The sequence below is a fragment of the Berryella intestinalis genome (assembly GCF_000814825.1).
GTDB classification, from domain to species: Bacteria; Actinomycetota; Coriobacteriia; order Coriobacteriales; family Eggerthellaceae; genus Berryella; species Berryella intestinalis.
The window spans coordinates 392,910-407,359 of sequence record NZ_CP009302.1; the positions used below are offsets into that span (position 1 = coordinate 392,910).

The following is a 14,450-nucleotide window of genomic DNA, read 5'->3' on the forward strand; positions in this document are numbered from 1 at the left end:
GGGATCATCAGTGCGTTCGAACAGGATCAAGGGCTGTGTAAGAAACGGGGTGGCAGCGCTTGCGGCAGCGGCGCTCGCCTTCCCTCCGGGAACCGGTGTCGCCGAGGAGTCGGGGGGCGGGTCCGTCGTGCAGGACGCCCCGTTTTCCGCGGAGCAGCTGCTCACGTATGCGGGAGAGACCTCGGAAGCGGGCGAAGGGGAGGCGGCCGAGCTCGGGTCCGCTGACGAACCCGCCGCGCCGGCCTCGGACGGGGCACCTCTTTCGAACGACGACGCGGTGACGATCGTCGTGCAGCTCGAGGAGGGTTCCTCGGCCGAGCCGCCCGGGGTGCTCTCGTTTCTGAGCATCGAGACGTCGGCGCGCGATCGCGTGAAGCGCGCGATTATCGATGCGGCGTCCGATGCGGGCGCGCAGGTTTCGGTGCCCCATCCGAGTCCGCGGCTTTCCGACGGGCTTTTGCTCATGCAGGAACGCACCGGGGAAGAGGATGGCCTCGTCGAGTACCGCCATGCCATCGAGGGCTTCACCATCAAGGCCCCTCGTTCGCTGCTTTCGTCCATCCGCTCGATCGAGGGCGTGAAAAACGCATTCGTGGAAAGGACGTACCGGGTTGCGGCCGAGGGCTCCGATGACGATTCATCCGAGCTTCCGACCGCGGCGCCCCTCGGGCAGCAGGACGCGGGCGATCCCGAGCAATCGGTGAACAACCGGTCCGCCCTTAGGATGTCGGGGGCCGACAAGGTGGACGAGAAGGGCGACGGCATGCTGATCGCCGTCATAGACACCGGGGTCGAGACGGCCCACCCCGCGTTCAGGGGCGACCTCGACGATTCGAAGCTCAGATACACCGAGAAGACGGTGAGGGACGTTCGATCGTCGATGGTGTCGGGCGGGCGCAATGCGACCTACGTCAGCGAGAAGATCCCGTTTGCCTACGATTACGCCGACAAGGACGCGAACGCGACGCCCACAAGCTCCAACCTCGATCACGGTACGCACGTCGCCGGCATCGCGGCCGCCAATGCGGGAGAGGTGCGCGGCACGGCGCCCCACGCCCAGATAGCGGCCATGAAGGTGGCTTCCGACACCGATGACTCCATATCCGATTCGGCGGTTCTGGCCGCCCTCGACGACGCGGCGGCCCTCGATCCCGACGTCGTGAACATGTCGCTGGGATCGAACGGGGGCTTCTCGGCCGCGGCTTCCAGCACGTACAGCGACGCGTTTTCAGCGCTGCGGGCCAAGGGGGCCGTCCTAAGCGTCTCCGAGGGCAACTCCTACTCCTCGGCGGCCCAGGACAGCAACGGAACGGGCTTGCCCGCGCTCGCCAATCCCGACAGCGGCATCGCGTCGAACCCCTCCACCCTGGCATCCGCCTATTCCGTCGCCGCGGCGAACAATGCGATCGGGAAAAGCTACGTCACCTTGGCCGACGGCTCCGTCGTCCCGTTCGTCCAGGGCGAGACCATCCTGGGGGCGACCGGCAGGCGGTTCGATGCGGTGGTGTCCGGGACCTGCGAGTTCGTCGATTGCGCAAACGCCTACCCAGGGGATCTGAAGGCCGTCCGGGATACCTTCGGCGCAAGCCTTGCGGGCAGGATCGCCCTCGTGAGGGACGGCGACCTCGACGAAGCGGGCGGCAAGTTCAAGACCTCGGCCCGCGTGAAGGCGGTTGCCGCTTTGGATCCCGCCGCCATCATCATGGTGGCGAAGGAGGGCGAGGCTCGCTCGCTTACGGTGGGCCTCGACGCCACTATGCCCGTGATCTGCGTCGGGCAGGCGGACGGCCGCAAGATGAGCGATGCGGCCGTCAAGACCGTCACGGTTCAGAAGGGCAAGACCCTCGATCCCCCCGCAACGTACTCGGTCACCGACTTCTCCAGCTGGGGACCGACGCCCGATCTGTCCCTCAAGCCCGAGATCCTGGCTCCGGGCGGCAACATCTACTCGTCTATCCCGGGCGGCCGTTACGGGGTGAAGTCAGGAACCTCGATGTCGGCTCCGTACGTGGCGGGGCTCATGGCGGTGCTCAGGCAGCATATCGAGGCGTCCGGCCGGTATGCGGGAATGGACGAGCGCGCCCGATCGGCTCTGGCCATGCAGCTCATGATGAGCACGGCGGTCCCGGTGCCCTACGGCTCCGACAGCTACTACTCGCCGCGCCAACAGGGATCCGGCATGGTCGATATCGCCGCCGCCGAGAAGTCGGACGTGTACCTCGCGGTCGAATCCTCCGACGATCAGCGTCCGAAGGCCGATCTGGGCGAAAGCGCCGAGGGCGTTTGGAGCTTCAAGGTGGTGCTGCATAACGTCGGCACCGAGCCCCGAACCTACGCACCCGACACTGCGGCGCTTTCCGACCAGATCAAAGATGGGAATTTCGCGCAGATCCCCGTGAACTACGCGGGCCGGGGAATCGACGTCTCGTACGGGGGAGACTATCGCGCGTCTGACAAGACGATCACGGTTCAGGGCGGCTCTACCGCCACGCTCGAGGTTCGCATCGCGTGCGGGCAGGCCTTCAAGGAGGCGGTGGCTCCGGCTGTGAACGGCACGTTCGTCGACGGGTTCACGTTCCTGAAGCCCACCGGCGACGCCCCGTCGCTTTCCGTCCCCTTCCTGGGATTCTACGGAACCTGGTCGAAGCCCCCGGTGTTCGACGCCAAGGCGGGCGACCGAAGCGCCTCGGCGGCCATGCTCGCCACGCGCCTCATGAGCGGCCCGACCTCTTATCCGCTGGGGGTGAATCCTCTGGACGAGCGAGCCCAGGCGAAGGCGAAGAAGGGCGATTACAGCCTGATCGACCTGGATCGCGTGGTCGTGTCCAGCCAGAACATCGTCGGCGACAAGACGGTGCCCGCGTCCCCCAACGCGCTCTGCCCGTCCACCGGGCTTCTGCGCGGCGTCGATCAGCTGGTGTACGACTACGTGGACGCCGGCGGCAAGACGGTCAAGAGCACGACGCTGCGCTACGTTCCCAAGTCGTCGTTCTCGTCGGCGCACGGGCGGGCGACGTCGGCCGAGGAGGAGATGGGCGAGATACCCTCGTTCAACGGGACCGACTCGGACGGGAAACGGCTTGCGGACGGAACCTACCGCCTGGTGCAGACGGCCACTACGTCGGGTCCCCGTCCTGCGCAGCAGGTTCAGGAGTTCTCGTTCAGCTATGACACCACTCCTCCGGTCATCAGCGATTACAAGGTCGAAGGGGAGGGGGATGCCGCAATCGTCACGTTCAAGGCGACCGACGCCACCTACCTTGCGGGAATCGACTTCCACGACCCGGCCACCGGGAAGTACTTCTACCGCAAGCTGGCCGACGATTCCCAGATCGAAAGCCGGAAAGACGGGGTGCGCACCTACGCGTTCTCCATCCCCGTGGCAGATCTCAAGCGCGAATGGAAGTCGGCCGGCTTGGGAGCCGACCGATTCCCCGCAGCGGTGCCCCTGTTCGCCTGGGATTACGGTCTGAACCACAGCGAGCAGGTCAACGCCTCGCAAACCCCCGGCGCCGCCGATGCAGACGGGTTCGTCATCGACGGGAAGACCGGCGCGCTCACCGCCTACGTCGGTTCGAGCACGGTCGTCTCCATTCCCTCGACCGTGACATCCATCGGCGCCGGGGCGTTCCAGGGAAGCGCGGTGCAAAGCGTGGTGATTCCCGCATCGGTCGAATCCATCGGCGACAACGCGTTTTCGGGCTGCGCATCGCTTGCCTCGGTGAGGTTCGAGGATAGCCCGCAGGAGCCCGCCAAGCTCTCTTCCATCGGTTCGCGCGCGTTTGCGGGAACGGGGTCTTTCGAGCTGAAGCTTCCCTCGAAGGTGTCCTCGGTGGGCGCCGAGGCGTTTGCGGAATCGGGCATCGAGCGCGCCGTGCTGCCCGCCTCGCTCGCCGAGGTTCCCGAGCGGGCGTTTGCCGGCTCCAAGATAAAGCAGGTCGATATCGCCGAAGGCGTGCGCGTCATCGGAGCCGAGGCGTTTTCGGGCTGCGATCGCCTGAAGACGGTCGTGCACGGCTCCGGGAAGGGGCTTCCCGCCAGCGTGGCCGAGATCTCTCCGCGCGCGTTCAGGAATGCGGGGCTTTCCGAGCTGGAGCTGGGCGGCGTTGTCCGCATCGGCGCCGAGGCGTTTTCCGGGTCGTCCATATCCAAGCTGGTCATTCCCGACTCGGTGACGGATCTGGGGTCGGGGGCGGTTTCGGGCATGCCGAAGCTGCGCGAAGTGCGCGTCGGCGCGAACGTGGCCGCAGACGGCCTTGTGGGGGCGTTTTCCGGCGATACGGCGCTGACGCGGATCGATGCGAGCGCGGGATCCGCGCAGACGGCATCGGACGACGGGGTGCTGTTCAGTGCGGATAAAAAGCGCCTCATCGCCTTCCCCGAAGGGCGCGTCGGATCCTATAGGATTCCCGACGGGGTGGAATCCGTCGGTGATCGGGCCTTCGAGAGCGCGTCGATCACATCGGCCGCCTTCCCCGAATCGCTGCGCGTTATCGGGGACTCGGCGTTTCTGGGCAGCCGCGTAGCCGGGAAGATCGCGCTGGGGAAAGACTTCGAGTCCATAGGCGCCTCCGCCTTCGCCCGCACGCCGATCGAAGGCGCGGATATCGGGGGAGCCGAGCGCATCGGGGATTCCGCCTTCGCGGACTGCCCGCAGCTGGCCTCGGTCGACCTCAGGGGCGATCTTGGCCGCCTTTCCAGCATCGGCGCCTCCGCATTCGCTCCGAATTCCGCTCTGACCAGCGTTGATCTGCCCGATTCCGTCGCCTCGGTCGGCGAGGGGGCGTTCGCGGACAACGACCGCCTGACCTCGGTCCGCCTCGGGGCGTCCATGACGGGCTCGTTCGCCGACGCCTTCAAGGGAAGCGACCGCATCGAGAAGATAGCCGTGTCGGATGCGAACCCCGCGTACTCGGTCGAGGGCAACGTCTTGTACCGCATGCTCGACGATGGGCTGCACCTGATATTCTCGCCGTCGTCCAACGGGTTTTCCGAGTACGCCGTGAAGGAGGGGACCGTGCGCATCGACAAGGGCGCGTTCAAGAACAACGCCGCGCTGACGTCGGTGAAGCTTCCCGAGGGGCTGAAGGAGATCGAAGCGGGGGCGTTCAACGGATGCAGGGCGCTGGCCCGCGTCGACTTCCCCGACAGCTTGGAGCGCGTGAACGGCATTCCGAACAGCCTGATCGAGGTGGCGGAGTTCGGGTCGAATATCGTCGAGATCAAGCGCACGGCGTTTTCCGGACACAACCCCGCCCATCTCATCGTGCGCGGCGGGAAAAACGGCACCTACGCCTCTTCCAGCGAGTCGGGGCCGGACAAGCAGCCCCTCAAGAGCGTGTATCTGGGAGAGGGCATGGTGAAGGCCGATTTCGGCATATACGATGTTGCGCCGCCTGCGGTCCTGGTGGTTCCGTCCACGCTCTCCGAGCTTTCCCTCAGAAACGCCGGAGAGTTCCCCGGTGCGCGCGGCCCTGTGATCTACGCGCCCAAGAACTCGGTCGGGTGGAATGCGGCCGTCTCGGCCCTGAGGGATGCCGGGTACGACGTTTCGGACGCCGAGGTTCTCTCGGCCCACCTCAAGGCCTATAAGCCCCTCGAAGGCCGCTTCGCTTTCAATGCGTCTCCCCAGCCGGGATCGACGGTGTCTGTGACGGCGAAGGGCCGCTTCGGTGCGGGGGAATCCTACGAGTACCGCTTCACCGAGATAGCCGCCGACGGATCGGTGGCGAAGCAGGGCTCGTGGTCTTCGTCGGCGACGTACGGCTGGGAGGTTCCCGCGCAGGGCGGATCGATCCGCTGCGAGGTGCGCGACGCCGCGCTGGTGTCGGTCACCGCGACCGAGGGCGCGTTGGACGACCCCGATCCGATCGTCCCCGACCAGACGGCATGGGAGCGCTTGGCGGGAATCGACGCCATGGAGACGATGAGGGCCGTGGTCGAGAACGGTTGGTCCGGGCAGACGGGAGGCACCGTGGTCGTCGCCACCAACGGCGGGTACTGGGACGCCCTCACGGCCGCCGGCATCGCGGGCGCATCGGGCGCGCCGGTCGTCATGACCGACGGCGCGAGCCTGTCGTCCCAGGCGTCCGACCTCATCAAGATGCTGAAGCCCTCCAAGATCTACATCGCGGGCGGCACGGCGGCCGTGTCCGATGAGGTCGAGGGGCAGATAGCCTCCATCGCGAACGTGCGTCCCCGGCGCTTGGCGGGCGACACGGCCACCGGCACCGCCTGCAAGGTGTTCGAGGAGGCGCGCTCGGTCGGTGCTGTGGCGGGCGACCGGGCCATCGTCGCCACCAACGGCGGGTACTGGGACGCCCTCGCGGCGGCTCCCTACGCGTATGCCCGGCATATCCCCATCTTCTTAACCGAGGGCGCCTTCGACATTTCCGACGAGACGCTCTCCGCGATGAGGGAGGGCGGCATCAGAAGCGTTTACGTCGCGGGCGGCACGGCGGCGATCGACGAGCGGGTGTGCGATCGCATCCGGTCTGCGGGAATCTCGGTCGAGAAGCGTTTCGCCGGCGCCACGGCGGTGGAAACGTCGCTCCTCGTTGCGAAGCATGCGCTGTCGGAGGGGATGACGGCCGACCGAATGGGCGTGGCCACGACGGGCGGTTACTGGGACGCGCTGGCCGGCGCCGCTCTGTGCGGGAAGAACAACGCCGTGCTCGCGCTGGTGAACGACGCCGAGGCGGGTTCGGTGGGCTCTTTCGTGAGGGAGCGGGCCGCAGATATCCGCAGGGCCTACGTGTTCGGGGGCTCGGCGGCGGTGTCCGAGGATGCGTTCGGTAGGGTTTCATCGGCTTCGGCTGGCTGAGTTCGGCCTCGGGGCTTCGAAAGCGATCCCGATGCGGATGGGGCGCCCGGTTTTTTCCGGGCGCCTCTCGTTTGTGCGGGTGTAGTAACATGAAGCGATCAGAAAACGAACGCCGAACATCGCCGAAAGAGAGATCATGACCGAAGGTTTCGCCCCCCGGCCTCCGCACGGATATTCCGGGACATCCCCCGATGCGGGCTGTCCTCCCGCTCCTCCCTTCGCCTCCCCCCACGCCGCTTCGCCGTACGGCTACCCCGGAGCGCAGGGATCCGCACCGTACCAGGCCGCCCCGCGCAAGGGCCGCGGACGCACGGCGGCGATCGTCGCTGCGCTGCTCGTCGTGCTCGTCGCCGTGGGAATCGGCCTGTTCGCCCACGTGTTCGGGTCCGCCGATTCGATCTCGGGCGACGCGGTCGCCGTCATCAACATCGACGGGGCCATCGGCTACGACGGCACGTCTTCAAGCCCCGAGGGTCTCAAGTCGCTGCTCGACCGCGCCGAGGAAGACGACCGCATCAAGGCCGTCGTGCTGCGCGTGAACTCCGGCGGCGGCACGGCCACGGCGGGCGAGGAGATGGCGCAGTACGTCAAGGAGTTCAGCAAGCCCATCGTCGTTTCCAGCGCCGCCATAAACGCGAGCGCCGCCTACGAGCTCTCGGCGATGTCCGACTACATCTTCGTGGCGAAGACGACCGAGATCGGAGCCATCGGCACGGTCATGCAGGTGACCGACCTGTCTGAAGTCATGGACAAGCTGGGCATCTCGATCGACTCCATCAAGTCGGCTCCCAGCAAGGATTCCAGCTACGGGTTCCGTCCGCTGACCGATGAGGAAAAAGCGTACTATCAGGCGCTCGTCGACGAGATCAACGCTACGTTCATCCAGAATGTGGCGGAGGGACGCGGGCTTTCGCTCGACTATGCCCGATCGCTTGCAACCGGGCTGCCCTTCGCCGGCACGACCGCGGTTGAAAACGGCGTGGCCGACGAGATCGGGACGCTCGAGGACGCCGAGGACTACGCAGCCGACATGGCCGGGATATCGGGCGACTACCAGGTGGTCGACCTCGAGGTTCCCCCGTCGAGGGCCAGCCTGCTGTCCCTGCTGACGGGCAGCTACGATCTGTCCGCGCGCGATCTGACGACTATTCTTGAGGAGCAGACAACCAATGGCACCATCGCTCGATAACGGCAATCCGCCTTTCACCCAGGTCGTATGGCCGAAGCGCGCGGTGGTCACCGCGGGCATGCCCTACGGCAACAAGCCGCTGCACTTCGGGCATATCGCCGGCGTGTTCGTTCCCGCCGATGCGTACGCGCGCTTTCTCAAAGACCGTATCGGCGAGCGCAACGTGCGCTTCGTCAGCGGCACGGACTGCTTCGGCTCCCCTATCAACGAGGGGTACCGCAAGCTGGTCGAAGCGGGGGAGTTCGACGGTACGATCGACGAGTACGTGCAGATGAACCACGATAAGCAGAAGGCGACGCTCAAGGCCTACGACGTCGAGCCGTCCATCTACGAGGGCAGCGGAATCGGACACGCGGGAGAGGTTCACCGCGACCTCACCGACAACATCATCCGACGCCTTCACGAGGCGGGCTTTCTGCAGCGCCGCTCGACGCTGCAGTTCTTCGATCCCCAGGCCGACACGTTCCTCAACGGCCGCCAGGTGGTCGGTCGCTGCCCCGTTCAGGGCTGCAAATCAGAGCATGCCTATGCCGACGAATGCGATCTGGGCCACAGCTATTCTCCCGAAGAGCTCATCAACCCGCGGTCGTCTCTGACCGGCGTGGTGCCCGAGATGCGCCCGGTGGACAACTGGTATTTCGATCTGCCCGCGTTCACCCGTTTCCTGCGCGAGCACGTGGCCGAGCTGGAGGCCGACGACCGCATCCGCGCGATCGTCCCCCAGACCATCAAGGAGTTTCTAGGGGCTCCCATCATCTACGTGAAGAACGACGAGCGCGCCCAGTTCGACGCGGTCGCCGACGAGCTGCCGTCTTTCGAGCTGCGGGAGGCCGAGCGCGGCAAGCAGAGCTTCGAGGTCGAATTCTCGTGCATCGAGGACCGCGACCGCGCGCGCGACCTCATGCGGCAGGCGGGCTTGCGGTTCCGCACCGGCAAGGCGCTCGTTCCCTTCCGCATCACGGGCAATATCGAATGGGGCGTCGCCGCCCCCGTCATCGACGGGGTGGAGGGCCTCACGGTGTGGTGCTGGCCCGAGAGCCTCTGGGCGCCCATCTCGTTCACGGCTGCGGCCAACGACGAGGCCGGTTTGCCCGAGGGCAGCTGGCGCGACTTCTGGTGCTCAGACGATGCGAAGGTGTACCAGTTCATCGGGCAGGACAACCTGTATTTCTACGGCGTGGTCCAGCCCGCGCTGTGGGAGGCGCTGCGCGATCGCGACATTTTCGGCGCCGACGACCCGCGCGTCCCTCTGCGCCAAACGACCCTCGTGGCCAACCATCACGTCCTGCTGGGAAACAAGAAGGCCTCTTCGTCGAGCTCCGTCAAGCCCCCCACCGCCGACGAGCTTCTGGAGCACTACACGGCCGAGCAGCTGCGCGCGCATTTCCTGGCGCTGGGCCTCGATCAGAAATCGGTGGGGTTCAAGCCCAAGCCCTTCACGGCGACCGAGCAGGAAAGGGACGACCCGCGCGTCGCCGATCCCGTCTTGAAAGAGGGAGCCCTGCTCACCAACGTGTTCAACCGTCTCGGCCGCAGCTGCCTGTACGAGGCGAAGAAAAGCTTCGGGGGCACCGTCCCGCTGTGCGCCCCCAGTGCGAAGGCCGTCGAAGAGTGCCATGCCGTCATGGCCGAGTACGATCTTCTCATGGAGAAAGCGGAGCTCCACTCGATCATGTCGCTGATGGACGGCTTCCTGCGCGTGGCGAACAAACGCTGGGCGGACGGCATCAAAAGGGTCGAGGCTCTCGACCAGGGCGCGTCGGACGAACCGCGCCGCCAGGTGCTGGCCGACTGCGCGTACCAGCTGTGGGTGTCCACGCTGCTGATGCACCCCATTGTCCCTGTCGGCTGTGAGCTGATCTGCGATTACCTGCAGTTCGACCCCGAGGCGTTCTTCAGCTGGAACCATCGCTTCGAAAGCTTGGCCGAGCTGTGCGGCGAAGACGAGTGCGAGGCGGGCGCCCATCGCGTGCGCGAGCTGCCTCCGCGCTTCGATTTCTTCCGCAAGCATGAATCGCAGTACCGCTAGATCGGTTCGCTGGAAACGGGAGGTCGCATTGACCTCCCGTTTTGTCGTTTCATTTCATTCGTGGTAGGTTATTGGCTGCAACTTCGACAAAGGGAGAAGCGTCCGAGGACGCTTGAAACGAAGGCGAAAGAGGTCAGACTTCTATGGTGAACGACCTGAGTACCCGTGCGACGCGCCTCCTCTGCGCCGCCGGCATCGCCGCTGCGGCGGCATTCGGGACGGCGATGGGCGCATCCGATGCCTACGCCGATAAGGTCTCCGACAAGCAGGCTGAAGCGCAGAACGCGCTTGCCCAGCTCAACGCAATGCAAGAACGGCTCGACCGCGCATCTGCCGACTACGGCGAGGCGCTGGCGGCCCAAGAGGCGGCCGAGGCGCAGCGCGACGACGCGAGCGCGCGCATCGAGGAGCTTTCCGGCGAGATCGATTCGGTCCAGTCCCGTCTGAACGACCGCGCCCGCTCGATGTACCGCGGCGGTCCGACGTCTTTCCTGGACCTGCTGTTGGGTTCCGCGAGCTTTTCCGAGTTCACGTCGAACTGGGATCTGCTTAGCCGGGTGAACGAGAGCGACGCGGATCTGGTACGCCAGTCCAAGGAACTGCGCGCCGAGGCGTCCGAGCAGGAGCGGATCTTCTCCGAGCAGGCCGACGAGGCGGCCCGTCAGGCTGCGGAAGCCGCTGCGATCGCTTCCGAGGCCCAGGTGACGGTGAGCGCGATGCAGCAGACCTACGACGGGCTGAGCGCCGAAGCGCGCGACCTCATCGATGAGCAGCGCGCATCCGAGCAGGCAACCGCGCAGGCCGCCGTCGAGGCGGTGGGCGCCCCCGCTCCTTCCGAGGCTTCCAACAACGGCGGCAGCAGCAGCGAAGGCGGGAACAGCCAGCCCGCTCCCGCACCCGCACCGTCGAACCCCTCGCCCCAGCCTGCGCCTTCCAACGGCGGCGGTTCGGTCCTCGACCGCGCTTACTCCCAGCTGGGCAAGCCCTATGCCTGGCAGGCGAGCGGCATGGCATCGTTTGACTGCTCGGGCTTCGTGGGCTATGCGCTTACCGGCAGCACGTCGCGCATCGGCAGCACCTATACCTTTATGTCCTGGCCCCGCGTGTCCGATCCCCAGCCGGGCGATGTGTGCACGAACTGGGAGCACTGCGGCATCTACGTGGGCGGAGGCCAGATGATCCATGCGGCCACCTACGGCGTGGGCGTCGTGGTCGGTCCGGTTCAGCCGGGAATGATCTACGTCCGCCCGTAACCACGGGACGCTTCGCACGTAGGCGCCGGTGCGCTCCCATTTGCCGGGATGCGCGCCGGCGCTTTTTCGACCTGTTTTCGGTTCGCGCCTCACCTGCGGCGGCTTGGTCCGTCGAAGGCGGGGCGCGCCTGTTCGCCTGCGGTACGAGGAGCGCATTGCATGAAAGTGGAGATCTACTCCGACGGATCGTCGCGGGGCAACCCCGGTCCGGGAGGATACGGGACGGTGCTGCGCTACGTCGATCCTACGGGGGGCGTTCACGAAAAGGAACTGTCCCAGGGATTCTCCTGCACCACGAACAACCGCATGGAGCTTCTGGGCGCGATCGCGGGTCTGGAAGCGCTCAAGCATCCGTGCGAGGTGGTGCTCCATTCCGATTCCCAGTACGTGGTGCGTGCGTTCAACGACCGCTGGATCGATGGATGGATCGCGCGCGGTTGGAAGAATTCCCAGAAGAAGCCGGTGAAGAACGCCGATCTCTGGAAGCGCCTGCTGGAGGCGAAGTCGCCTCATCGCGTTCGGTTCGTGTGGGTGCGCGGACACAACGGGCATCCGGAAAACGAGCGCTGCGATGCGCTGGCGACCGCCGCTGCCGACGACCGGTCCCGATGGGTCGAGGACGCCGGCTTTTCGGGCGAGGCCGATTAAGCCGGTCAGCAGCCCGCCTCGGCGCACCAGTCGAAGCGCGGGCGTTTGCCCGGGCTCGCTTTACGAACGCGCTGCGTTTGCAGGGTCGATGGACATCGACTGGAAGCGGTTCTTCATGAAGTCGTCGTCGAAATGCTGGTTGCAGAACTGCTCGATGAACGTCTCGTCGTGGTTGGTGCCCGCCAGCCGCCCGTACCAGCAGTCAAGCGATACCAGCGTGAGGCCGCAGTTCGCCAGCATGAGCGCCGCGAACACGGTGGTGAGCGAATAGCGCCAGTTCCAGGGAATGCGGTTGACCAGTTCCAGCATGCGCGGCAAAAGCAACCGCACCCAGAACAGCCCGAGCACGCCCCACATCAGCATGAACTGGAGGTTGGTGCGCCCGTCGATGTTCAGGAAGGTCCCCGAGTAGTCCCAGGCGGTCACGCCGAAGGCCACCTCCATGAACCAGCTCACGAAGAACTCGAAGGCGCCTCCGATGACGGCGCTCACGACGAACACCACGGCGACCCTGGCGCGGTAGAACCGATTGAGCGCGATGGTGACGAGCGCGCCGCCTATCCCGTAGATGGGGGAGAAGGGCCCGAACAGAAGCCCCGCCCGGTCCTGGTAGCCGCCGAAGACGACGAAGTGGTAGATGGTCTCGATGATGAGCCCTCCCACGCAGCAGATCACGAAGATCCAGAACAGGTTGAAGAAGTTCAGGGCGATGTAGCCTGCTCCCGACTTATCGCGCCCCAGGACGCCTTTCTGCGCGTCGGCGCGCTCGTCCATGTCGCGCAGCTTGCGCTGCAGCCTGCGCTCTTCGGAAAGCCCCGGATCGAGGTAGCCCGACAAGACGACGTTCACCGCCAGCGTGATCGTCTCGGCCAGGGTGTCGAACGAGACGATGCCGTGCTGCAAGACGGTGGTCAAAAGCAGCACGATACCCACGGCGACCAGGATGTTCGCAATGCGTCCCGCCCAGCGGCGCTGGTTTCTGAACAAGCGCGCGCCCAACACGATGGAAAGGACGAGCGAAGCGGTGGCGAACAGGCCGGCCACGCCGGCGGTTACGAGGCTGACGATGGACAGCCCCGACATCTCCCCGCTTTGAAACGCGATAACGGAATCGACGATGATGAACGCTTGGAAGGGGATGGACACCACCCCGTTGAGGATGGCCAGCGCGCCGAACACGCGCAGGGCGATCGGCACGCGGTCGTTGGCGTCCACAGGGTCGATGCTCTGATCGAGCATGTTCACGGGCCGGTCGGTCTTCATCAGAGGTTCCGCGGTCCGTTTTCCACGAAGCGCGCGATCTCGCGGCGCAGGTTGTCGATGCCCGAGCCTTTGAGCGACGACGTGATCACCATGGGGGTGTCGTCGTCGATGGACAGCTGCTTTCTGAGGGCGCTTCTCTGCTGGTTGCATTTCTGCTGCGAGAGCTTGTCGCCCTTGGTGAGCACGATGAGGTAGGGGAGCTGGGCGTCTTGCAGGAAGCGCACCATGTTCTCGTCGAGCGCGGAGGCCGGGTGGCGGATGTCGATCAGCGAGCAGACCAGGGCGAAGTTGCGCTCCTGGTTGAAATACCCCTCGATGAGCTCGGCCCAGCGCTCGTGCTCGGTTTTGGACACGCGGGCGTACCCGTATCCGGGCAGGTCGACGAAACGCGCGTCATCGGTGGAGAAGAAGTTGATGGTGGCGGTTTTCCCGGGGGTCGACGACACCTTGGCAAGCCCTTTTCGGTTGAAGAGCTTGTTCAAGAGGGACGACTTGCCCACATTCGACCGCCCGGCGAAGGCGATTTCGGGCAAGGTCGATTCGGTGAGCTGCGAGGAGATGCCGAACGATCGCTCGAAGGCTACGGTTTTGAAATTCAATCTCTATCCTTTTCGGTGCTTTCCGGTGAGGGCCCAACCGGTATAGAGCGCCATCGCCATGCAGACGCAGCTTGCGACGGCCCAGAACTTGTGGCTCTTCATAAGGTACTCCTTTGCTAACAGTATAGCCCCACCAGCTGAAAAAGGCGGATTTTCCGTAAGTTAACCTTATTTATCTTTACGGTCGCCTCGATGCATTGTAGCATGATACCAAGTTAGTCGAGGTTGCCACAAAGTTAGCTTTGACCTGCGAAAAGTCCACCGAAGCTTACGCTTCAAGTTACCCTGGACTTCGCTTGAGAGTGCTTTTATCCTCGGTTTAGGCGAAGGCTTCGAGCGCCCTCGTGGAACGTGTCGGCGGGGTGTGGGACCCCGCTGTTGGAAGAAAGGAACCATCATGAAGAACTGCACGCGCAACGCACTGCTCGTCGGAGGCGGCTTCCTCGCGGGGACCGTGGGCGCCAAGGTGCTCACCTCCAAGGCGGCCAAGACCGGCTACGTCCATGCCCTGGCGCGCGGCATGAAGATCCGCAACTCCTACGAGAACATGGTCGAGCAGGCCAAGGCCGAGTACGACGACATCGTGGCCCAGGCGACCTACATCAACGTCGAGGATGCCAAGAAGGCCGCGGAGGAAGAGAACTAA

At 65.3% G+C, this 14,450-nt stretch carries 9 protein-coding genes; 6 read left to right on the forward strand and 3 right to left on the reverse strand.

Features of this window, described 5'->3' with window-relative positions; all coding sequences use genetic code 11:
• The first annotated feature begins 10 nt into the window (after positions 1–10).
• The 5 genes from JI75_RS01610 to rnhA all read left to right on the forward strand — a co-directional run bounded on the left by JI75_RS01610 (position 11) and on the right by rnhA (position 11,942).
• Positions 11–6,823 carry a leucine-rich repeat protein gene (locus tag JI75_RS01610; RefSeq protein ID WP_144299250.1) on the forward strand — a complete coding sequence of 2,271 codons (6,813 nt, stop codon included), beginning with the start codon at positions 11–13 and terminating at the stop codon, positions 6,821–6,823.
• 136 nt (positions 6,824–6,959) lie between these two features.
• A complete protein-coding gene (gene sppA, locus JI75_RS01615; RefSeq protein ID WP_082019703.1) occupies positions 6,960–8,012 on the forward strand; it encodes a signal peptide peptidase SppA in 1,053 nt (350 codons plus the stop codon).
• Positions 7,993–10,041, forward strand: a complete 2,049-nt coding sequence (locus tag JI75_RS01620) for a class I tRNA ligase family protein (protein WP_039688230.1) — start codon at positions 7,993–7,995, stop codon at positions 10,039–10,041. The genes sppA and JI75_RS01620 overlap by 20 nt, the downstream gene beginning before the upstream one ends.
• 143 nt (positions 10,042–10,184) lie before the next feature.
• Entirely contained in the window at positions 10,185–11,294 is a 1,110-nt protein-coding gene (locus JI75_RS01625) for a coiled-coil domain-containing protein (protein WP_039688232.1), read from the forward strand.
• A gap of 159 nt (positions 11,295–11,453) precedes the next feature.
• Complete coding sequence (gene rnhA, locus JI75_RS01630) at positions 11,454–11,942, forward strand: ribonuclease HI (protein ID WP_039688234.1); 489 nt, start codon at positions 11,454–11,456, stop codon at positions 11,940–11,942.
• A gap of 60 nt (positions 11,943–12,002) precedes the next feature.
• On the opposite strand, the gene JI75_RS01635 is transcribed toward rnhA, so the two are convergent.
• From JI75_RS01635 to JI75_RS09260, 3 genes are read right to left on the reverse strand one after another with little or no spacing between them, the layout of a single operon-like run.
• Positions 12,003–13,205 carry a putative ABC transporter permease gene (locus tag JI75_RS01635; RefSeq protein WP_052241506.1) on the reverse strand — a complete coding sequence of 401 codons (1,203 nt, stop codon included), beginning with the start codon at positions 13,203–13,205 and terminating at the stop codon, positions 12,003–12,005.
• A complete protein-coding gene (yihA, locus tag JI75_RS01640) occupies positions 13,205–13,804 on the reverse strand; it encodes a ribosome biogenesis GTP-binding protein YihA/YsxC (RefSeq protein WP_039688236.1) in 600 nt (199 codons plus the stop codon). Before yihA ends, JI75_RS01635 begins: the two co-directional genes overlap by 1 nt.
• Positions 13,805–13,807: 3 nt before the next feature.
• On the reverse strand, positions 13,808–13,906 hold the full coding sequence (locus tag JI75_RS09260; RefSeq protein ID WP_240993194.1) for a DUF6219 family protein: 99 nt from the start codon (positions 13,904–13,906) through the stop codon (positions 13,808–13,810).
• 295 nt (positions 13,907–14,201) lie between these two features.
• Between JI75_RS09260 and JI75_RS01645 the strand changes: the two genes are divergently transcribed.
• Positions 14,202–14,450 (forward strand): DUF6110 family protein, encoded by a 249-nt coding sequence (locus JI75_RS01645; RefSeq protein ID WP_039688238.1) that lies wholly within the window; start codon positions 14,202–14,204, stop codon positions 14,448–14,450.